The following is a 21,348-nucleotide window of genomic DNA, read 5'->3' as shown; positions in this document are numbered from 1 at the left end:
TATCGGAAGCTGCGCCATCTCGGCGCAGTTTTCGTTTCTGCATTTTGCAACGTCCGATCCCGTATGGTGTGCGCGGTCGGCATGCATCGCGATAAGCCGGAAAGTGATGCCTAGGAGCCTTTCGGATTTGAGTGGTCGAGGCGAAAATTCGACTGCACGAGGCCAGGTTTTCGGCGATGTGCAGACCCATAGTGGTTCTATGGGTCAAGCATCGACGGAAATACGGACCGCGCAGGCGGATTTGCAGCCCGGCCAACTCAAGTCCGACCGGCCCCCAAACGCTGACCTTTCCCGAACCAGCTAGGAATTCGATCCATGAGCAAACGACGTGTGGTAGTGACCGGCATGGGCATCATTTCGCCGGTTGGCAACGACATCGCCACCGCCTGGAACAACATCCTCAAGGGCGTTAGCGGCATCGGCCCGGTCACGCACTTCGACGCGACGGCATATGCCACGCGCATCGCCGGGCAGGTGCGCGATTTCGATCCTGCGCAATGGATCGCGCCGAAGGAAATCAAGAAGATGGATCCGTTCATCCACTACGGCATCGCAGCGGGTACGCAAGCCCTGCGCGACTCCGGCCTGGAAGTGACGGAAGCCAACGCGCCACGCATCGGCGTGGCCGTGGCGGCAGGCATCGGCGGCCTCAACACCATCGAAGACACATCCATCGAGCTGCACGAAAAGGGGCCGCGCCGCGTGTCGCCGTTCTTCGTGCCGAGCTCGATCATCAATATGGTGTCAGGCCATCTGTCGATCATGTTTGGCCTGAAGGGGCCGAACATCGCCTGCGTGACGGCATGCACCACCGGTACGCACAATATCGGCCTGGCCGCGCGCATGATCCAGTATGGCGATGCCGACGTGATGATCGCCGGCGGTGCGGAATTCGCCACTACGGGTACCGCCATGGCTGGCTTCTGCTCGGCCAAGGCCATGTCCACCCGCAACGATGAGCCCACCAAGGCGAGCCGTCCTTGGGACAAGAGTCGCGACGGTTTCGTGCTGTCCGATGGTGCCGGTGTGCTGGTGTTGGAGGAATACGAACAGGCCAAGGCGCGCGGTGCGAACATCTACTGCGAGTTGGTTGGCTTTGGCATGAGCGGCGATGCGTACCATATCACCGCGCCCAGCGAGGGCGGTGAGGGTGCGGCGCGCTGTATGGCAGCGGCCCTGCGCGATGGCGGCATCAATCCCACTGACGTGCAGTACGTCAATGCGCATGGCACCTCCACCCCGCTAGGCGATCTGGGCGAAGTGCTGGCGGCCAAGAGCGTGTTCGGTGATCACGCCTACAAGCTGGCGATGAGCTCCACCAAGTCCACTACCGGCCACCTGCTGGGTGCCGCGGGCGGCGTGGAGGCAATCTTCAGCATTCTCGCCATGCGTGACCAAGTACTGCCGCCCACCATCAACCTGGATGAGCCGGGCGAAGGCTGCGATCTGGATTTCGTGCCGCACACCGCGCGCGACGCGAAGATCGACATTGCCATCTCCAACTCGTTCGGCTTCGGCGGGACCAACGGCACGCTCGCTTTCCGTCGACTCTGACCTATCGAGTGGGCTGCGTCATTCGCACCTTTGCCGGCCGGCGCGACCTTCTCGCGCCGGCCGCTGCATTTCCGGAGCGTTATCCGGCATTGCTGGAAAGCGTGACGCGCGCGAATGCGCACGCGCGCTACGACATCCTGTTTGCGTTTCCGCAGTCCACGCTGATGCTGGCTTCCGATGGCCTGGTGCACGAACCGGATGGACGCGTGCACGCTGGCCGCTTCCTTGATGCGCTCGATGATGCATGGCGTGCGGAGCGCCTGGCGCAAGGCATCGATGACGGATTGCCGTTCCACGGCGGCTGGGTGATGTTGCTGGCGTACGAACTGGCGGCGCAAATCGAGCCGACGCTGCGCCTGCATTATTCGCAGCAGTTGCCGGTGGCGCTGGCGCTGCGTTGTCCGGCGGCGATCATCGTCGACCATCTGCGCGAGCGCACCATCCTGGTTGCGGAAGCAGGGCGGGATGCATTGCTCGACGCAATGGAAGCCGATCTTTCCGTCACGCCGGAGATAGCGCCGCTGGCAGTTGCCGAAGGGATCGAGGAAGACGCGCCGGCGCGTTTCCTCGATGGCGTGGCGCGCGTGCACGAACACCTGCGTGCCGGCGATCTGTTCCAAGCCAATCTTTCGCGCGCATGGCGTGCCCGTTTTGCACAAGCGCCATCCGCCGCCAGTCTCTACGCCGCCCTGCGCCGCGCCAACCCCGCGCCGTTCGCAGGCTTGTTGCAGCAGAGGGGTTGGGCGGTGGCCAGCTCGTCTCCGGAGCGTCTGGTCGAAGCACGCCGCGGCATGGCGCAGACGCGCCCCATTGCCGGCACGCGGCCACGTGTGGACGGTGACGATGACCTGGCGCGCATCCGCGAGCTTGCCGCGCATCCCAAGGAACGCGCCGAACACGTCATGCTGATCGACCTGGAGCGCAACGACCTGGGTCGTGTGTGCAAGCCGGGCACAGTGGAAGTGAACGAGCTGATGGCGGTGGAAAGCTACGCGCACGTGCACCACATCGTCTCCAATGTGCGTGGACGGTTGCGCGAAGGCGTCACCCCGGGCCAAGTGATCGCGGCGACATTCCCGGGCGGCACCATTACCGGTTGCCCCAAGGTGCGCTGCATGGAAATCATCGCCGCCCTGGAAGATGCGCCGCGTGGCGCTTACACCGGCGCACTGGGCTATCTCGATCGCAACGGCGATCTGGATCTGAATATTTTGATCCGCACGCTGAGCTTGCATGGCAAGGAAGTCAGCCTGCGCGCGGGTGCCGGCATCGTGGCCGATTCCGATGCAGCAAAGGAACTCGATGAAACGCGCGCCAAGGCACGTGGCATGCTGCGTGCGCTCGGGGCGGCCGGCTGATGATGCTGATCAACGGTCAATCGGACGATAGCGTCTCGGTGCTCGATCGCGGCTTGAGCTATGGCGATGGCCTGTTCGAAACGATTCGCTTCGAGCAAGGCAGGGCGCCGTTATGGGCCCGGCATATGCAACGCTTGGCATGGGGATGCGAGCGTTTACGCCTGCCTGCGCCCGATACCGCGCTGCTTTGGCAAGAAGCACGCCAAGTGACAGGTGCGCAGGCGCTATGTGTTTTGCGCATCACCATGACACGCGGCCTTGGCCAACGCGGTTACGCATTGCCGGTGCCTGTTTCCCCCACACGGATTGTTGCTGCGTTTCCCATGCCAGCCGTCTGCGGCACTCTCTACACCCACGGCATGCGCCTGCATCGCTGTCGCACCACGCTTGCCGATCAGCCTTTGCTCGCCGGCATCAAGCATCTCAATCGTCTAGAGCAAGTGCTGGCACGCGCCGAATGGAGCGATCCGGATATCGGCGAAGGCTTGGTCTGCGACAGCCATGGGAATGTGATTTCCACGACGGCTGCCAATCTTTTTGCTGTCATCGATGGCATGCCCGTGACGCCCGCGGTGGATCGTTGTGGCGTGGCGGGCGTAGCTCGCGCGGCCATGCTGGACGCCTTTCCCAACTGCCAGGTGAGGGATTTGTCCTTGGACGAGGCCATGCGCGCCTCGGAGCTCTTCCTCAGTTCCAGCGTTCGCGGCATCCTGCCTGTTCAGGCCGTGGGCGATACCGTGTACGCTCCCGGTCCGGTTGCTCGTGCGATGCAGCAGCATTGGCGCGAGTTGGGTTTCGCGGTGGAGTGCGCATGAGTCGAGGCGATACACAAAGGGGGCGCGTATCGTGGCGCCTGCTGCTGGTGGTCCTGCTGCTGGCGCTGGTGAGTGCCGCGGGATGGTTCTGGCACGATTTCTCGCGCTTTGCCGTCACGCCGCTGCGGGTCAATGCCACGAGCGAGAGCGTCGACATAGGGCGCGGAACCAGCTTCAAAGACATCGTGCATCAATTGCGTGCGCAACATCTCACCACGTCCTCGCCGCTGTACTGGCGTCTGCTGGCTGAAAAAATGCACGTCGCCGGCCGCCTGCACGCTGGCGAATATGCTGTCACGCCAGGCATCACGCCGGCGCAACTGCTCACCGCCATGGCGCAAGGCAAAGTAATGCTGCGCGACGTCACCATCGTCGACGGCTGGACTTTCCGTGAAGTCCTGCAAGCCCTGGACAAGGCCGACAAACTCAAGCATGAAACCGATGGTCTCGACGACGCGGCCATCATGCAGAAGATCGGTGCGCCCGGCGAAAAACCGGAAGGACGTTTTCTGCCGGAAACCTACGCCTACGTAAAAGGCGACAGTGACATCGACATACTCCGCCGCGCCCACGAGGCGATGAGCAAAACGCTAGCCGCGCAATGGGCGCAACGCGCGCCCAATCTGCCGCTGGCCACGCCGTACGATGCATTGATTCTCGCCTCCATCGTGGAAAAGGAAACCGGACGAGCGGATGAGCGTCCACGCGTGGCTGGTGTGTTCATCCGACGCTTGCAAAAGAACATGCTGCTGCAGACCGATCCCTCGGTAATCTACGGCATGGGCAGCAGCTACGCCGGCAACATCCACAAAAGCGATCTGGCAACAGATACGCCATACAACACCTATACACGCCCGGGCCTGCCGCCCACGCCGATCGCCATGCCTGGCAAGCCAGCGATCGAGGCGGCGTTGCATCCGGCCGCTGGCGATGCGCTGTATTTCGTAGCGCGCGGTGATGGCACGCATGTGTTCGCCAGCACGCTGGAAGAACAGAATCGCAATGTTGCCTGCTATCAATTGAAGCGTTGCCAATGAACCGACGCGGACGTTTCATCTCCCTGGAAGGCGGCGAAGGCGCGGGCAAGAGCACCTTGCTCGGCGGCCTGCGCGACTATCTGCAGCAACATGGTGTGCAACTGCTGCAGGTGCGCGAGCCGGGTGGTACGCCGCTAGGCGAGGCGATTCGCTCGCTGGTACTCGATCCGGCGCATGCGTCGCTCAGCGCGGAAAGCGAATTGCTGTTGATGTTCGCCTCGCGCGCGCAATTGGTGCGCGAGCGTATCCAGCCGGCGTTGGAGGCAGGGCAATGGGTGCTGTGCGATCGCTATGTGGATGCCAGCTATGCCTACCAGGGCGGCGGGCGTGGCCAGCCGGTCGAGCGCATTGCGGACCTGGAACGCTGGGCGTGCGATGGCGTGAAGCCGGATCTCACGTTGCTGCTCGATCTGCCGGTGTCGACCGGACGTGCGCGTGCGGCAGGGCGGGGTGCCGCTGACCGCATCGAGACGGAGGCCGACGCGTTCTTCGAGCGCGTGCGTCAGGCGTATCGCGATCGTGCACATGCAGAGCCGCAACGTTTCCGCGTGATCGATGCCAGCCTGTCGCCGGACCAAGTACTGCAAGCGGCGATCGCGGCGACGACGCACCTGTTGGAGGCAAGCCGATGAGCCATCCTTCCTGGCATGCCGAACATTGGGCGCGCCTGCAGGCGCGCCGCCAGCGCGATGCCTTGCCGCATGCGTTGTTGCTGTGCGGCCCACAAGGCTTGGGCAAACGCGATTTTCTTCGCCGCTTCGTACGCGGTCTGCTTTGCCAGCATCCGCAGGAAGGCGATGCCTGCGGTACGTGCCGCAGCTGTCTGTTGTTCGATGCCGGTACGCATCCGGATGTCGTCGCGCTCAGTTACGGTCTTCGCAAAGATGGCGTGCAGCGCCAGGAGATCGTGGTGGATCAGATTCGCGAATTGTCCGCGCGTCTGGCCACCGCCAGTCAGTTTGGCGGTTGGCAGGTCGCCAGCATCGATCCGGCCGATGCGATGAACGCTGCTGCGGCCAACGCCTTGCTGAAAACGCTGGAAGAACCCGCTTCGCAAACCATGCTGATGCTGATCGCAGATGCGCCCTGGCGGATGCCGGCGACGATCCGCAGTCGCTGCCAGCGCATCGAATTCCAACTGCCCAAACATGAAGAATCCCTCGCCTGGTTGCAGGGCGTTGGCCTGCGCGATGCCGAAGCGGCTCTGGCCGCGGCGGGCGGCAATCCCGGTCTCGCACGGATGTGGGCGGAAGAGGGCGCGCTCGCGCAGCGCCAGGACGTTCGCAAGGATCTTGCCGCGCTGGCATCGGGTCGTGGTGATGCCATCGCGATGGGCAAGCGCTGGCTCGACGATGCGCCGGAGCAGCGACTGTGGTTTGCCGCGCAGGCCGTGGCGGAGGAAATGCGTGCACGCGCTACGACGCAAAACCCGCCGTTGTCGAGTTCGCTGGATGGCGAAGGGCTGATGGCGTGGTACGACGCCGCCAACCGCGCGCGCGAGGCGCTGCGCGGTCCGCTGCGCGGCGACCTGTTGCTCTTGGAGCTGCTGGGGCGCTGGCGCTGATGCAGCAATCGCTCGTCTGCGCGCAAACCCGCCTGCTGGTGGTTGCGCCGCATCCGGACGACGAGACACTGGGCTGCGGAATATTGCTGCAGCAGGTGCTGGCTGCTGGTGGCGAGGTGTGCGTCTTGCTGCTGACGGATGGCGACAATAATCCTTGGCCGCAGCGGTATGTGGAGCGTCGCATCTCGATTGACGATGCAGCACGCCAGCGCTGGGGCGCACGGCGCCGCGAGGAGGTGATGCACGCGCTGGCGCGCCTGGGCGTGCCGGCGTCCGCGGTGCACGCGCTAGGCTGGTGCGACATGGAGATAACCAGCCGCCTGCGTGATGAGGCGACCAAATCGACAGCTTCGATGCGTGCCGTCATCGAGGCATTCCAGCCCAATCTGGTTTGCGGTCCGGCACTGCGTGACAGTCATCCGGACCACGGCGCCGCGCATGTGCTGTGCCGGTTGACGCTGGCGGGGATGGAGTCGGCGCCCAGATTGCTTGCCTATCCCGTGCACGGCGGTGACACGTCGGATTGCACGCTATCCGTCGGCGCCACCGCGGAGCAGCGGCAGCGCAAGCTGGCGGCGCTCGGCGAGCACCGTACCCAGATGGCACTCAGCCGCGGACGCATGCTGCGCCTGGCAGATAGTCCCGAGCGTTATATGCCTGCGGACGGCAGGGGTGGGGATGGGCGTTTGCCCTGGCAGCCATCGGCGATATTGCAACCGTGGTTGGGATTGCTGGTGGCGACGCCTGCCGGCGTGAAGGACTGGTCATGGCCATCGGCACCACTGGCACGCGGCGCCGACGGGACGTTCCGGCTGCAGGAGCGCGAGGCGCAACCGACCTTCGTGAAACTGCACCTGGATTGGCCATCGCCCTGGATTTTCGATCACTGGGGCTGGTGGGAAGTTTGATGTCCACGCAGGCCGGGACGAAAATCCTGGCTTTCTCTGCAAGCCTTCGATGCTGGAATAGCCGCCTGGCCTGCGAGCTGCGCATCACGTCTTTGCGCACACCCGGCGGCATGGTTAGGATGTACCTCCACCACTCGCCGCCAGCGCTGTATCAAGGGGAGCAGGCATGAACCCGGTCGCCGCCCGCCAGGGCATCATCTCGTTGAAATTCAAGGACACGGCGTCGCTGTACAACTCGTACATGCCGTTCCTGAAGCATGGCGGCCTGTTTGCACCTACGGCACAGCGCTATTCGCTGGGTGACGAAGTGGTGCTGTTGATCAGCCTGATCGATGAAAGCGAACGCCTGTCAGTGGCCGGCAAGGTGGTGTGGATCACGCCGATCGGCGCGCAGGGCAACCGCACCGCCGGCATCGGCGTGCAGTTCAATGATTCTTCCGATGGGGCGGCGGCGCGTGCCCGCATCGAAGCCTTGCTGGCAGGCGTGCTGAATTCCGAGCGCGCCACGCAGACGATGTAGACAAGCGCTACCGTCGGCTCTTTGGCCTTTGGCAGGATTTTTTGCGTACAGGACGCGTGGTGCGTCCGTGCAGCGTTGTTGCACGCCCTGGCGACTGTAGGTTTATTGCAAGAAACATCCCATGGTGCACCACACAAGGCTTGTCGGCCCACCCATGCCCGCTGATACAATGTCGTGATCCCCGGGCTCGCCCTGAGGAACGTCGAGCGCCCACATCTGCCTCCACAGAGCTGGACAGCCCGCTGATTTGAACTTCCAGACCGGTTGCCCCCAACGGTCGCTGATGCACTCATGTGGTGCGGAGGTAAGTTAAACCGTGCTTGCCGAATATTGGCCCGTTCTCCTGTTCCTTGGCGTTGCCACAGGGCTGGGTGTCGTACTCCTCATCATCGGTCTGCTGGCCGGTCCCCGCCGCCCGGAGTCGGAGAAACTCTCGCCGTACGAGTGCGGCTTCGAGGCCTTCGAGGATGCGCGCATGCAGTTCGACGTGCGCTACTACCTCCTCGCCATCCTCTTCATCATTTTCGATCTGGAAATCGCCTTCCTGTTTCCGTGGGCGGTGGTGTTCCAGCACATCGGCATCGTCGCGCTGATTGAAATGGCGCTGTTCCTGCTGCTGCTGGTGGTCGGTTTTGCTTACGTGTGGAAGAAGGGAGCACTGGAATGGGAGTGATCTCCTCCATTGACCGGGTGATGCACAACCCGCAGCCGTTGAACCTGGTGGATGACATTCTGCGTCCGGCAGGTGACAACCCGGTTCTTCGCCACGGTGCCGTGACCACCACGGTCGATGCTCTGATGAACTGGGCCCGCACCGGTTCCATGTGGCCGATGACGTTTGGTCTCGCCTGCTGCGCCGTGGAAATGATGCACGCCGGTGCCGCGCGTCTCGACCTTGACCGCTACGGCGTAGTGTTCCGTCCAAGCCCACGCCAGTCCGACGTGATGATCGTGGCCGGCACGCTGGTCAACAAAATGGCCCCTGCGTTGCGCAAGGTCTACGACCAGATGCCCGACCCGAAATGGGTCATCTCCATGGGTAGCTGCGCGAATGGCGGCGGCTACTACCACTACTCGTATTCCGTCGTACGCGGCTGCGATCGCATCGTGCCGGTGGACATCTACGTGCCGGGCTGCCCGCCCACGGCCGAGGCGTTGATCCACGGCATTCTGCAATTGCAGAAGAAGATTCGTCGTACCAGCACCATCGCGCGTTCCTAAAAGGCGCAGTCAGTCATGAGCGATACGCAAACTAACTCGCTGGCCGAGCGGCTTGCCGCGCGATTCGGCGACAAGCTCGCCGTTTCCACCAGCCATGGTGCTGTGACGGCAGTGGTGGATGCAGCCAACCTGCTGGCTGTTGTCACCGCACTGCGCGACGAAGCGGGCTTCCGTTTCAGCGAACTGGTCGACTTGTGCGGCGTGGATTATCTCGGCTACGGCCAGACCGAGTGGGATACCACTGACGTATCCGGCAACGGCTTCTCGCGTGGCGTCGAGGGCGAGGCGATCGGCCGCTTCAGCTGGGATGACCGTCCGCGCGAGGTGTCGATCCCGAAGCGCTACGCGTCGGTTTTCCATCTGCTGTCGATCGAGCTCAATCAGCGTTTACGCGTGCGCGTGTTCTGCGACGATAACGATCTGCCGGTGGTGCCGTCACTCACCGGCATCCATCCGGGTGTGAACTGGTTCGAGCGAGAGGCGTTCGATCTGTTCGGCATCATCTACGAAGGCCATCCGGATCTGCGCCGTATCCTTACCGACTACGGTTTCGTCGGCCATCCGTTCCGCAAGGACTTCCCGCTGATCGGCAACGTGGAAGTGCGCTACGACCCCGAGCAAAAGCGCGTGATCTATGAACCCGTGTCGATCGAGCCGCGCGTGCTGGTGCCGCGCGTGATCCGCGACGACGCCGACCTGATGCAAGCGAAGGCGGAAGCCGCCGATCATTGGCGGGAGAACTGAGCATGGCGAGCCAAGAAATTCGCAATTACACGATGAACTTCGGGCCCCAGCATCCGGCCGCCCACGGCGTGCTGCGCCTGGTGCTGGAAATGGATGGCGAAACCGTCGTCCGCGCCGATCCGCATATCGGCCTGCTCCATCGCGGCACCGAGAAGCTGGCCGAATCCAAGCCGTTCAATCAATCGATCGGCTACATGGACCGTCTCGACTACGTGTCGATGATGTGCAATGAGCACGCTTACGTACGCGCCATCGAGACCCTGCTGGGTATCGAGGCGCCGGTTCGCGCGCAGTACATCCGCACGATGTTCGACGAGATCACCCGCATCTTGAATCACCTGATGTGGGTCGGTTCGAACGCGCTCGACCTGGGTGCGATGGCGGTGTTCCTGTACGCCTTCCGCGAACGCGAAGAGTTGATGGACTGCTACGAAGCAGTTTCCGGCGCGCGCATGCATGCCACCTACTATCGTCCTGGCGGCGTCTATCGCGATCTGCCGGGAAAAATGTCGCAGTACCGCGAATCGCCCTGGCATAAAGGCAAGGACCTGCAGCGCCTCAACAGCTGGCGTGAAGGTTCCATGCTCGACTTCCTCGACGCCTTCACCGCCGACTTCCCCAAGAAGGTCGACGAGTACGAAGAGTTGCTCACCAACAACCGTATCTGGAAGCAGCGTACCGTCGGTATCGGCGTGGTCTCGCCCGAAATGGCCCAGCAGTGGGGCATGACCGGCGTGATGCTGCGCGGCTCGGGCATTGCCTGGGACCTGCGCAAGAAGCAGCCGTATGCCAAGTATGCCGACGTGGATTTCGACATCCCGGTCGGCGTCAACGGCGACTGCTACGACCGTTACCTGGTGCGCATCGAAGAAATGCGCCAGTCCAACCGCGTCATCAAGCAGTGCGTGGACTGGCTGCGCGCCAACTCCGGTCCGGTGATGGTGGAGAACTTCAAGGTCGCGCCCCCCAAGCGCGAGGCCATGAAGGAAGACATGGAAGCCCTGATCCATCACTTCAAGCTGTTCACCGAAGGCTACGGCGTACCAGCCGGCGAAACTTATGCAGCGATCGAAGCGCCGAAGGGCGAGTTCGGCTGCTACCTGGTTTCCGACGGTGCCAACAAGCCGTTCCGCGTGCACCTGCGCGCGCCGGGTTTTGCCCATCTTTCGTCGATGGATGTCCTCGTACGCGGCCACATGCTGGCCGACGCGGTGGCAGTGATCGGCACCTATGACCTCGTGTTCGGCGAAGTCGATCGCTGAGCGGAAGAGGATAAGCACACATGAAAGCCACCGGAAATTACGAGCAGGTCAAGCACGTCGACCCGCTCGCCGTGCTCACCGAGCACACCCGCCATCACATCGATCATTGGCTGACCAAGTTCCCGCCGGATCGCAAGCGCTCCGCGCTGATCCAGGCGCTGTTTGCCGCGCAGGAACAGAACCACGGTCATCTCACCGACGAGCTGATCACGGCGGTCGCCAAGTACATCGATGTGCCTGCAGTGTGGGCCTACGAAGTGGCCAGCTTCTACTCGATGCTGGAAACCGTGCCCGTGGGACGCAACAACGTTGCGATCTGCACCAACATCTCCTGCTGGCTCAATGGCGCCGAAGACCTCGTGCGCCATTGCGAGAAGAAGCTCGGCATCAAGCTGGGTGAGAGCACGCCGGACGGTCGCGTGTATCTGAAGCGCGAAGAAGAATGCATTGCTGCGTGCGTATATGCGCCGGCGATGACGGTCAATGGTCATTACCACGAGCGTCTCACGACTGAAAAGGTCGATGAGATTCTCGACGGTCTCAAGTAAGGGCAGGGCAATGGCAGTCGGACCCGCACCCCAAGAGCATCAGGTCGTCTACACCACGCTGCATTTCGACAAGCCGTGGTCGATGGACAGCTACCAGCAGGCGGACGGTTACAAGGCGTGGCGAAAAATACTCGCCGAGAAGCCCGATCCTGCTTCGATCGTCGAGATCGTCAAAAGCAGCAACCTGCGCGGCCGCGGCGGCGCAGGCTTTCCCACCGGCTTGAAGTGGTCCTTCATGCCGAAGGGCAACATGCAGAAGTACATCCTCTGCAATTCCGACGAGTCGGAACCCGGCACGGCGAAAGACCGCGACATCCTGCGCTATAACCCCCACTCGGTGGTCGAAGGCCTGGCCATTGCTTGTTATGCCACCGGTTCCACCGTGGCGTACAACTACCTGCGCGGCGAATTCCATCACGAGCCCTTCGAGCATTTCGAAGAAGCGCTGAAGGAAGCCTACGCCGCAGGCTTGCTTGGCAGGAACATCCAGGGTAGCGGCATCGACGTGGACATCTACACCGCGCTCGGCGCCGGTGCATACATCTGCGGCGAAGAAACCGCACTGATGGAATCGTTGGAAGGCAAGAAGGGCCAGCCGCGCTTCAAGCCGCCGTTCCCGGCCAACTTCGGCCTGTACGGCAAACCCACCACCATCAACAACACCGAGACCTATGCCTCGGTGCCGGCAATCCTGCGCAATGGCGCCGAGTGGTTCTTGAATCTCGGCAAGCCGAACAACGGCGGCCCGAAGATCTTTTCGGTGTCCGGTCACGTCAATAAGCCCGGCAACTTCGAGATTCGCCTTGGCACGTCCTTCAAGGACCTGCTCGAGATGGCCGGCGGCGTGCGCAACGGCAACAAGTTGAAGGCCGTGATTCCCGGCGGTTCCTCGATGAAGGTGCTGCCTGCCGACATGATGATGGAATGCACCATGGACTACGACAGCCTGCAGAAGGCAGGGTCGGGCCTGGGTTCGGGCGCCGTGATCGTGATGGACGACACCACCTGCATGGTGAAGGCCTGCCATCGCATCTCGCGCTTCTACTTCAAGGAGTCCTGCGGCCAGTGCACGCCGTGCCGCGAAGGCACCGGCTGGATGTACCGCGTGTTGACGCGCATCGTCGAAGGCAAGGGTACGCAGGACGACTTGCATCGCCTCAAGGCCGTGGCCGGCCAGATCGAAGGCCATACCATCTGCGCGTTCGGTGAAGCAGCCGCGTGGCCGGTGCAGGGCTTCCTGCATCACTTCTGGAACGAATTCGAATACTACGTGCAGCACGGCCGCTCGATGACCGAGGACCGTCTCGCCGACACCCGTGGAGTTGCTGCATGAGTGCGCAGCCAGCCAATACCGCACCTGACGTCGTCAATATCGAGATCGACGGCAAGCCCACGCAGATCCGCAAGGGCGCCATGATCATCGAGGCGGCCGACAACGTCGGCATCGCCATCCCGCGCTTCTGCTATCACCGCAAGCTGCCGATCGCCGCCAACTGCCGCATGTGCCTAGTGGACGTGGAAATGGGCGGCCGCATGATGCCCAAGCCGCAGCCGGCTTGCGCCACGCCGGTGGCCGAAGGCATGAAGGTCATCACGCGTTCGGACAAGGCGCTGAAGTTCCAGCGCGACGTGATGGAATTCCTGCTGATCAACCATCCGCTCGATTGCCCGATCTGCGATCAGGGCGGTGAGTGCGAACTGCAGGACATCGCGCTGGGCTACGGTCGCAGCGTGTCGCGCTACACCGAGCGCAAGCGCACCATTGCCGACGAAAACCTCGGCTCGCTGGTCGCCACCGAAATGACCCGCTGCATCCAGTGCACGCGCTGCGTGCGCTTCACCAGCGAGATCGCCGGGACCTACGAACTCGGCGGCATGAGCCGCGGCGAGAACCTGCAGATCGGCACCTACATCGGCAAGGCGCTGGAAACCGAACTGTCGGGCAACGTCATCGACGTCTGCCCGGTCGGCGCGCTCACCAACAAGCCCTTCCAGTTCAAGGCGCGCGCCTGGGAACTGATTGCCAAGCCTTCCGTCGCTTATCACGATGCGCTCGGCTCCAACCTGTGGTTGCATACGCGCCGCGGCGAGGTGCTGCGCACGGTGCCGCGTGATAACGAAGCCATCAATGAATGCTGGCTCTCCGATCGCGATCGCTACAGCCACGAAGGCCTGTATGCCGCCGATCGCTTGCATGCGCCGGAGGTGAAGCGTAACGGTCAGTGGCAGAAGACCACCTGGGACGACGCGCTTGCCGTCGCCGTCGAAGCGCTGAAGAGCGTACCGGGCAGCGAACTCGGCATGTTGGTGCACCCGGCCACGACCAGCGAAGAAGGCGAGCTGCTGGTTCGCCTCGCGCAGGGCCTGGGCAGTGCGCACATCGACCATCGTCTGCGCCAGCTCGACTTTGCCGACAACGCCACTGCGCAAACCTTCGCCATGTCGGTTGCCGACGTGGACAAAGTCAAGGCGGCGCTGCTGGTCGGTTCCGACCTGCGTTACGAAATGCCCTTGCTTAACCATCGCATCCATCAGGCGGTGAAGAAGGGTGCGAAGGTCTACGCCGTCAATCCGGCTGAATTCAACTTCAATTACAACCTGGCCGGCGAAGCCGTGGTGCCGCCGCACCACCTGGTCGACTCGCTGCTGGTGCTGGCCAAGGTGTTGATCGAAAGTGGCGTCGCGCAGCCGGGCTTCATCTCGGGTGAATCGCTTGCGCCTTTGCAGGTGAGCGACAAGGCGCGCGAAGCCGTCGAAGCAATGAAGTCCGGCCACGCCGTGATCATTCTCGGTGAAGCGGCGGTGACGCATCCGCAGGCGTCCTGGCTGCGCGCCGTGGCGCGCTTCATCGCCGAAGCAACGGGCGCTGGCTACAACGAGCTGCCGGTTGGCGCGAATGCAGTGGGCCTCACCAAGGTCGGCGTGCTGCCGGGCAACGGTGGCTTGAATGCACAGGCCATGCTGGCGCAGCCGCGCAAGGCTTACCTGTTATACGGTCTGGAATTTCCGCACGACTTTGCTGATGGCGCGGCTGTTACCAGCGCGCTGACTGGCGCGCAGCACGTCGTTGCCTTCAGCGCGTTCGCCAACGCAGCGTTGCGTGAGGTGGCCGATGTGATCCTGCCGATCGGCCTGCTGCCGGAAATCGCCGGCACGCTGGTGAACGTGGATGGCCTCCTGCAACGCGTGGAAGCAGGCGCCAAGGCACCGGCCGAAGCACGCGCGGGCTGGAAGGTGTTGCGTGCGCTGGGCGGCCTGATGAAGCTGGCCGGCTTCGAATTCGACGACATGGCTGGCCTGCGCGAAGGCATGACCGAGCGCAAGCCTGCAACATTGCAGAGCCTGGCCGAGCGCAAGCCGGCCCAAGGTCTGAGCCGTCTTGCCACCTTGCCGATCTATCGCAGCGACGCGGTGGTCCGCCGCGCGAGTTCGTTGCAGGCACATCCGCTCAACCGCGCGCCGGCCATCCGCTTGAACGCGAGCGAAGCACAGCGTCAGGGACTGGGCGAGGGCGACAAGGTCAAGCTCGCGAATGCGGTCCTGCCGCTGGCCATCGATGCCACGTTGCCCGACGGCGCCGTGTGGATCGAGGCCGCTCACGACCAGACCGCGACGCTGCCACCCTATGGCGCAGTCATCACCTTGAGCAAGGCGTAACCCATGGGCGATCAACTTATCCATCAGCTCCTGCTACCGCTCCTCTACACGATTGCGGTCGTATTGCCGCTGGTTATCGCAGTGGCCCTGTACGTGTGGTGGGAGCGCAAGGTCATCGGCTGGATGCACGTCCGCATGGGACCCAATAAAGTGGGACCGTTCGGTTTGCTGCAGGCCTTCGCCGACGTGGTGAAGCTGTTGTTGAAGGAGGTGATTCTCCCCAGCAACGCAAACAAGGCGCTGTACTACCTCGCGCCACTGATCGGCCTGGTGCCGGCGCTCGCTGCATGGGCCGTTATCCCGTTCGACAACAAGGTGGTGCTGTCCAACGCCAACGCCGGCCTGCTGTATTTGCTGGCGATGACCTCGCTGGGCGTGTACGGCATCATTCTGGCCGGTTGGTCGTCCAACTCACGCTACGCGCTGCTCGGCGCTATGCGCTCGGCGGCGCAGGTGATCTCCTACGAACTGGCCATGGGCTTGTGCCTGGTGTGCGTGCTGGTGCTGGCGGGTAGCCTGAACCTCACCGACATCGTGCAGGCGCAGGGTGGTCACAAGGGCATCGCGGACTGGTTCATGTGGCCGTTGCTGCCGGTGTTCGTCGTCTACTTCATCTCCGGCGTCGCCGAAACCAACCGCGCACCGTTCGACGTGGCGGAAGGCGAGTCGGAAATCGTGGCCGGCTTCCACGTGGAATATTCGGGTTCGGCGTTCGCGCTGTTCTTCCTGGCCGAATACGCCAACATGATCCTGGTCAGCTTCCTGGCCTCGATCCTGTTCTGCGGCGGCTGGCTGAGCCCGTTCCCGGACAGCATCCCCGTCCTGGGCGCCGCCAACCCGGTGTGGCTGGCGATCAAGGTCTTCGTGTTTGCCACGCTGTTCCTGTGGTTCCGTGCCACCTTCCCGCGTTATCGCTATGACCAGATCATGCGCCTGGGCTGGAAGGTGTTCATTCCCATCGGCATCGTCTGGGTGCTGGTCGCCGGCTGCATGAAGTACTACGGCTGGGTCCACGTCGGCACGGGAGGCTAAGGAAAAACCATGTCCCGCGTTACCAATTATTTCAAGAGCCTGCTGCTCATCGAGCTGCTCAAAGGCATGGCGCTCACGCTTCGGTACATGTTCCTGCCGAAGTACACGATGCGCTACCCGATGGAGCACATCCCCAAGTCCAACCGCTTCCGCGGCCTGCATGCGCTGCGCCGTTACGCCAACGGCGAAGAACGCTGCATCGCCTGCAAGCTGTGCGAGGCAGTGTGCCCGGCCTTGGCGATCACCATCGATTCCGCGCCGCGCGAGAGCGATGGCCAGCGCCGTACCACGCGCTATGACATCGACTTGTTCAAGTGCATCTACTGCGGCTTCTGCGAAGAAAGCTGCCCGGTGGACTCGATCGTCGAAACGCACATCCACGAATACCACTTCGAACATCGCGGTGAAAACGTGGTGACCAAGCCTCAGCTGCTGGCCATCGGCGACCGCTTCGAAGCGGACATCGCGGCGGCCCGCGCCCAAGACGCGGCTTACCGCTAAGGACATCCCATGATCGACACGTCCTTATTCCAACTCGTCTGTTTCTATGCCTTCGCCGCGGTCACCGTGATCGCGGCGCTGTCGGTGATCACGCTGCGCAACTCGGTGCACGCCGTGCTGGCATTGGTGCTCACCTTCTTCAGCACGGCCTGCATCTGGATGTTGGCCGAGGCGGAATTCCTCGCCATCGCCTTGATCGTGGTCTATGTCGGCGCCGTGATGGTGCTGTTCCTGTTCGTGGTGATGATGCTCGACATTGACCAGGAAAAGCTGCGCGAGGGCTTCGTGAAGTTCCTGCCGGTCGGCCTGGTCGTCGCGGTGGTGATGCTGGTGGAAATGCTCGGACTGATCGGCGTGCGCGTGATGCACGTGCAGACCATGGGCGAGAACCCGGCCACCGCCGCAGGTTTGTCCAACACCGCATGGCTGGGCATGGCGCTCTACACGCAATACCTGCTGCCGTTCGAGATCGCTGCGCTGATCCTTACCGTCGGCGTGATCGCCGCCGTGGCGCTGACGCTGCGTCACCGCACCGGTGCGCGCAAGCAGCATCCGAGCGAGCAGGTGGCCGTCAAGGCGACCGATCGCGTGCGCATCGTCAAGATGGCGGCGGAGCGCCCGGTTGAAACCCAACCCGCCGCGCCGGCCCAGGAGCCCAAGCCATGATTACGCTTTCGCATTACATCGTGCTGGGCGCGATCCTGTTCTGCATTTCGGTGGCCGGCCTGTTCATCAACCGCAAGAACGTGATCGTGCTGCTGATGGCGATCGAGCTGATGCTGCTCGCGGTGAACATCAACTTCGTGGCGTTCTCCCGTTTCGGCCACGACGTGGCGGGGCAGGTCTTCGTGTTCTTCATCCTCACCGTGGCCGCGGCGGAATCCGCGATCGGCCTGGCGATCCTGGTCCTGCTGTTCCGTAATCGCAGCACGGTCAACGTTGCCGAAATCGACAGCATGAAGGGCTAAGCAATATGGAACTTTCCTCCTCCATCCTGTTGACCATTGCGCTGGCGCCGCTCGTCGGCTGCTTGTTTGCGGGCTTCCTTGGCAAGCAGATCGGCCGCGCCGGTGCGCACAGCGTCACCATCCTCGGCCTGCTGATCTCCTGCGGCCTGTCGTTCTACGTGCTGTACCAGATCGTCTTCGCCGGTGCTCCGGTCTACAACCACAACATCTACACCTGGTTCGAGATCGGCAAATACACCGCCACGGTCGGATTCCTCATCGATCATCTCACCGCGATGATGATGGTGGTGGTGACCTTCGTGTCGCTGCTCGTGCATGTGTACACCATCGGCTACATGGCGGACGATCCGGGCTACCAGCGCTTCTTCAGCTACATCTCGCTGTTCACCTTCTCGATGTTGATGCTCGTGATGAGCAACAACTTCCTGCAGCTGTTCTTCGGCTGGGAGGCGGTGGGCCTGGTGTCGTACCTGCTGATCGGCTTCTGGTACAAGCGCCCGACGGCGATCTTCGCCAATCTCAAGGCATTCCTCGTCAATCGCGTGGGCGACTTCGGTTTCCTGCTGGGTATCTCGGCCGTGCTGTTCTTCCTGGGCACGCTGGATTACGCCACCGCATTTGCCACGGCGCCGACCTTGGTGGGCAAGACGCTGACGCTCACCCAGAACATCCACTGGGATGCGGCCACGGTGATCTGCATCCTGCTGTTCATCGGCGCGATGGGTAAGTCCGCGCAGGTGCCGCTGCACGTGTGGCTGCCTGACTCGATGGAGGGCCCCACCCCGATCTCCGCACTGATCCACGCCGCGACGATGGTGACGGCCGGCATCTTCATGGTGGCGCGCATGTCGCCGCTGTATGAGCTGTCGGAAACCGCGCTGAGCGTGGTGTTGGTGATCGGCGCCACCGGTGCGCTGTTCACCGGCCTGATCGGTATCGTGCAGAACGACATCAAGCGCGTGGTGGCGTACTCCACGCTGTCGCAGCTGGGCTATATGACGGTCGCGCTGGGCGTGTCCGCCTATGCCGGCGCGGTGTATCACCTGATGACCCATGCGTTCTTCAAGGCGCTGCTGTTCCTGGGCGCAGGCTCGGTGATCATTGCCATGCATCACGAGCAGGACATGCGCTACATGGGCGGCCTGCGCAAGTACATGCCGATCACCTGGATCACGATGTGGATCGGTGCGCTCGCGCTGTGCGGCGTGCCGTTCTTCTCGGGTTTCTACTCGAAGGACGCGATCATCGAGGCCGTGCAGCATTCGCATCGCTGGGGTTCGGGCTACGCCTACTTCTGCGTGTTGCTCGGTGCGTTCGTCACGGCGACCTATACATTCCGCCAGATGTACCTGACCTTCCACGGCAAGGAGCGCTTCCGCGTCGAGCATCACCATCACGATGCGCATGGGCATGATCAAGGCAAGGACACGCATGCGCACGAGCATCCGCTGCATGCCGACGTCCATGCTCCGCACGCGCATGCGATGACGGACGATCCGGCCAAGCATGGCGGTCACGGTGGCCATGAGCCGGGTGTGCTGGAACATGCGCCGAAGGAGTCGCCGTGGGTGGTCACGCTGCCGCTGATCCTCCTGGCGATTCCGTCGCTGGTGGTGGGCTGGTTTACCGTCAAGCCGATGCTCTACGGCGGCTGGTTCGGTGGCGCCATCCACGTCAACGAATCCAACGACGTGCTGGGCGAGATGGCAAAGGAGTTCGATGGCTGGGCCTCGGCCGGCCTGCATGGCCTTACTCAGGTGCCGTTCTTCCTGGTGCTGGCGGCCTTTGTCATCACGACCTACATCTACCTCTTCAATCCGTCGCTGGCCGGCAAGATCAAATCCGCGCTCAAGCCGTTCTGGGTCGTCCTTGACCGCAAATACTGGGTCGATGACATCTACTTCGCGATCTTCGCGCGTGGTGGCGTGAAGCTGGGCCGCATGTTCTGGAAAGGTGGCGATGCGGCCGTGATCGACGGCGTGCTGATCGACGGTTCGGCCAGCCTGATCCAGCGCATTGCCGCAGGCGTGCGCCGCGTGCAGTCCGGTTATCTGTATCACTATGCGTTTGCGATGATCCTTGGCCTGATCCTGCTTTTGGGCGGGTATTGGCTGGTCGGGCAGCACTAAAGGGAAGCGCTCCATGTTCAATCACTTGCTCAGCCTGCTGATCTGGCTGCCCATCGTTGGCGCGGTGCCCGTGTTGCTGGCCGGTTCCGGCCGTCCCAACGCGGCGCGCTGGATCGCCCTGTTGATGGCCATCCTCACCTTCGCCATCAGCCTGTTCCTCATCCCGCAGTACAACGCTGACGTCTCCGGCATGCAGCTGGTCGAAAGCCATGTGTGGATCGAATCGCTCAACGTCCACTATGGTCTCGGCGTCGACGGCATTTCCGTCGCGCTGATCCTGCTGACCACCTTCGTGGGCATCCTGGTGATCATCGGCGCCTGGGAAGTGATCCAGGACAAGCCGCACCAGTACATGGCCGCCATGCTGGTGCTCGAAGGCCTGATGATCGGTGTGTTCTGTGCCACCGACGCCTTGCTGTTCTATGCCTTCTTCGAGGCGATGCTGATCCCGATGTTCATCCTCATCGGCATCTGGGGCGGCCCGCGTCGCGTCTACGCCACCCTGAAGTTCTTCATCTACACGTTCTTCGGCTCGATCTTCATGCTGATCGGCCTGATCTACCTGTACCTGAAGGCAGGCACGTGGGATCTGCACGCGCTGCAGGCGCTGCCGCTGTCGCTGACCGAGCAGAGCTGGCTGTTCTTTGCCTTCCTGATTGCCTTCGCGGTGAAGGTGCCGATGGTGCCGGTGCACACCTGGTTGCCGGATGCGCACGTGGAAGCGCCGACCGGCGGTTCGGTGGTGCTGGCGGCGGTGATGCTGAAGATCGGCGGATACGGCTTCCTGCGTTTCAGCCTGCCGATCGTGCCGGATGCCTCGCATCAATTCGCATGGGTCGTGATCCTGCTCAGCCTGATCGCCGTGGTCTACATCGGCTACGTGGCGCTGGTGCAGGAGGACATGAAGAAGCTGGTGGCGTATTCGTCCGTGGCGCACATGGGCTTCGTTACCCTCGGTATTTTCATCGCCTTCATGCTAGTGCGCGACCAGGGCAATACCGATGCCGCGCGCCTGGGCATGCAGGGCGCCATGGTGCAGATGATTTCGCACGGCTTCGTCTCGGGCGCGATGTTCTCGTGCATCGGCGTGTTGTATGACCGCCTGCATACCCGCCTGATCAAGGACTACGGCGGCGTGATCAATGTGATGCCGTGGTTCGGTTTCTTCTACGTGCTGTTCGCGATGGCCAACTGCGGCCTGCCGGGTACCAGCGGATTCGTGGGCGAGTTCATGGTGATCCTGGCCAGCTTCAGCGCCAATCCGTGGATCGCGCTGTTCGCCGCCTTCACCCTGATCATCGGCGCGGCGTACACGCTGTGGCTGGTCAAGCGCGTGCTGTGGGGCGAGGTGACCAATCCGCACGTGGCCGAGATGAAGGACATCAACGGCCGCGAGTGGCTGGTGCTGGGTGCGTTCGCTGCATTGACACTGATCATTGGCGTGTGGCCGGAACCGCTGACCCACCTGATGAACACCTCGGTGAACCAGCTCGTGCAAGTGCTGGCCATTCACAAAGTTTGATCGAGAAC

21 protein-coding genes are annotated in these 21,348 nt (G+C 62.7%); all 21 read left to right on the top strand.

The window, feature by feature from the left end:
* Positions 1 to 315: 315 nt before the first annotated feature.
* The 21 genes from fabF (at position 316) to V7M64_RS02920 (ending at position 21,340) form a co-directional block, all read left to right on the top strand.
* A complete protein-coding gene (fabF, locus tag V7M64_RS03020; protein WP_333676931.1) occupies positions 316 to 1,554 on the top strand; it encodes a beta-ketoacyl-ACP synthase II in 1,239 nt (412 codons plus the stop codon).
* Positions 1,555 to 1,562: 8 nt separating this feature from the next.
* Positions 1,563 to 2,912, top strand: a complete 1,350-nt coding sequence (locus tag V7M64_RS03015) for an aminodeoxychorismate synthase component I (protein ID WP_333676930.1) — start codon at positions 1,563 to 1,565, stop codon at positions 2,910 to 2,912.
* A complete protein-coding gene (gene pabC / locus V7M64_RS03010) occupies positions 2,912 to 3,727 on the top strand; it encodes an aminodeoxychorismate lyase (protein WP_333676928.1) in 816 nt (271 codons plus the stop codon). The genes V7M64_RS03015 and pabC overlap by 1 nt, the downstream gene beginning before the upstream one ends.
* Positions 3,724 to 4,764 (top strand): endolytic transglycosylase MltG, encoded by a 1,041-nt coding sequence (gene mltG / locus V7M64_RS03005; RefSeq protein WP_333676926.1) that lies wholly within the window; start codon positions 3,724 to 3,726, stop codon positions 4,762 to 4,764. Before pabC ends, mltG begins: the two co-directional genes overlap by 4 nt.
* Positions 4,761 to 5,396: a dTMP kinase gene (tmk, locus tag V7M64_RS03000; RefSeq protein WP_333676924.1), complete on the top strand. Its 636-nt coding sequence runs from the start codon at positions 4,761 to 4,763 to the stop codon at positions 5,394 to 5,396. Before mltG ends, tmk begins: the two co-directional genes overlap by 4 nt.
* Positions 5,393 to 6,328, top strand: coding sequence for a DNA polymerase III subunit delta' (gene holB, locus V7M64_RS02995; RefSeq protein ID WP_333676922.1), 936 nt, complete (start codon positions 5,393 to 5,395; stop codon positions 6,326 to 6,328). Before tmk ends, holB begins: the two co-directional genes overlap by 4 nt.
* Positions 6,328 to 7,236 carry a PIG-L deacetylase family protein gene (locus V7M64_RS02990; RefSeq protein WP_333676920.1) on the top strand — a complete coding sequence of 303 codons (909 nt, stop codon included), beginning with the start codon at positions 6,328 to 6,330 and terminating at the stop codon, positions 7,234 to 7,236. The genes holB and V7M64_RS02990 overlap by 1 nt, the downstream gene beginning before the upstream one ends.
* Positions 7,237 to 7,402: 166 nt before the next feature.
* A complete protein-coding gene (locus tag V7M64_RS02985; protein WP_333676918.1) occupies positions 7,403 to 7,756 on the top strand; it encodes a PilZ domain-containing protein in 354 nt (117 codons plus the stop codon).
* A 316-nt stretch (positions 7,757 to 8,072) separates the two neighbouring features.
* Complete coding sequence (locus tag V7M64_RS02980) at positions 8,073 to 8,429, top strand: NADH-quinone oxidoreductase subunit A (RefSeq protein WP_126682813.1); 357 nt, start codon at positions 8,073 to 8,075, stop codon at positions 8,427 to 8,429.
* Positions 8,420 to 8,977: an NADH-quinone oxidoreductase subunit B family protein gene (locus V7M64_RS02975; protein WP_333676915.1), complete on the top strand. Its 558-nt coding sequence runs from the start codon at positions 8,420 to 8,422 to the stop codon at positions 8,975 to 8,977. The genes V7M64_RS02980 and V7M64_RS02975 overlap by 10 nt, the downstream gene beginning before the upstream one ends.
* Before the next feature lie 15 nt (positions 8,978 to 8,992).
* Positions 8,993 to 9,721: an NADH-quinone oxidoreductase subunit C gene (locus V7M64_RS02970; RefSeq protein ID WP_333676914.1), complete on the top strand. Its 729-nt coding sequence runs from the start codon at positions 8,993 to 8,995 to the stop codon at positions 9,719 to 9,721.
* 2 nt (positions 9,722 to 9,723) lie between these two features.
* Positions 9,724 to 10,983: an NADH-quinone oxidoreductase subunit D gene (locus V7M64_RS02965; protein WP_333676912.1), complete on the top strand. Its 1,260-nt coding sequence runs from the start codon at positions 9,724 to 9,726 to the stop codon at positions 10,981 to 10,983.
* A gap of 20 nt (positions 10,984 to 11,003) precedes the next feature.
* Positions 11,004 to 11,531: an NADH-quinone oxidoreductase subunit NuoE gene (gene nuoE / locus V7M64_RS02960; protein ID WP_333676911.1), complete on the top strand. Its 528-nt coding sequence runs from the start codon at positions 11,004 to 11,006 to the stop codon at positions 11,529 to 11,531.
* Between the two features lie 10 nt (positions 11,532 to 11,541).
* Complete coding sequence (gene nuoF, locus V7M64_RS02955; protein ID WP_333676910.1) at positions 11,542 to 12,864, top strand: NADH-quinone oxidoreductase subunit NuoF; 1,323 nt, start codon at positions 11,542 to 11,544, stop codon at positions 12,862 to 12,864.
* The gene (gene nuoG, locus V7M64_RS02950) at positions 12,861 to 15,188 is read left to right on the top strand and encodes an NADH-quinone oxidoreductase subunit NuoG (RefSeq protein WP_333676908.1); all 2,328 of its coding nucleotides are present in this window, start codon (positions 12,861 to 12,863) and stop codon (positions 15,186 to 15,188) included. The genes nuoF and nuoG overlap by 4 nt, the downstream gene beginning before the upstream one ends.
* A gap of 3 nt (positions 15,189 to 15,191) precedes the next feature.
* Positions 15,192 to 16,220: an NADH-quinone oxidoreductase subunit NuoH gene (gene nuoH / locus V7M64_RS02945; protein ID WP_333676906.1), complete on the top strand. Its 1,029-nt coding sequence runs from the start codon at positions 15,192 to 15,194 to the stop codon at positions 16,218 to 16,220.
* Positions 16,221 to 16,229: 9 nt separating this feature from the next.
* Positions 16,230 to 16,721, top strand: coding sequence for an NADH-quinone oxidoreductase subunit NuoI (gene nuoI, locus V7M64_RS02940; protein ID WP_333676905.1), 492 nt, complete (start codon positions 16,230 to 16,232; stop codon positions 16,719 to 16,721).
* A gap of 9 nt (positions 16,722 to 16,730) precedes the next feature.
* The gene (locus tag V7M64_RS02935) at positions 16,731 to 17,387 is read left to right on the top strand and encodes an NADH-quinone oxidoreductase subunit J (RefSeq protein ID WP_333676903.1); all 657 of its coding nucleotides are present in this window, start codon (positions 16,731 to 16,733) and stop codon (positions 17,385 to 17,387) included.
* Positions 17,384 to 17,689 carry an NADH-quinone oxidoreductase subunit NuoK gene (nuoK, locus tag V7M64_RS02930; protein ID WP_325364855.1) on the top strand — a complete coding sequence of 102 codons (306 nt, stop codon included), beginning with the start codon at positions 17,384 to 17,386 and terminating at the stop codon, positions 17,687 to 17,689. Before V7M64_RS02935 ends, nuoK begins: the two co-directional genes overlap by 4 nt.
* A gap of 5 nt (positions 17,690 to 17,694) precedes the next feature.
* On the top strand, positions 17,695 to 19,818 hold the full coding sequence (nuoL, locus tag V7M64_RS02925; RefSeq protein WP_333676898.1) for an NADH-quinone oxidoreductase subunit L: 2,124 nt from the start codon (positions 17,695 to 17,697) through the stop codon (positions 19,816 to 19,818).
* Positions 19,819 to 19,831: 13 nt separating this feature from the next.
* Positions 19,832 to 21,340 (top strand): NADH-quinone oxidoreductase subunit M, encoded by a 1,509-nt coding sequence (locus V7M64_RS02920; RefSeq protein WP_333676896.1) that lies wholly within the window; start codon positions 19,832 to 19,834, stop codon positions 21,338 to 21,340.
* Positions 21,341 to 21,348: the final 8 nt, after the last annotated feature.

Source organism: Dyella sp., from assembly GCF_036746095.1.
Taxonomy (GTDB): Bacteria; Pseudomonadota; Gammaproteobacteria; order Xanthomonadales; family Rhodanobacteraceae; genus Dyella_B.
This window is presented reverse-complemented; position numbering and strand designations above follow the sequence as displayed.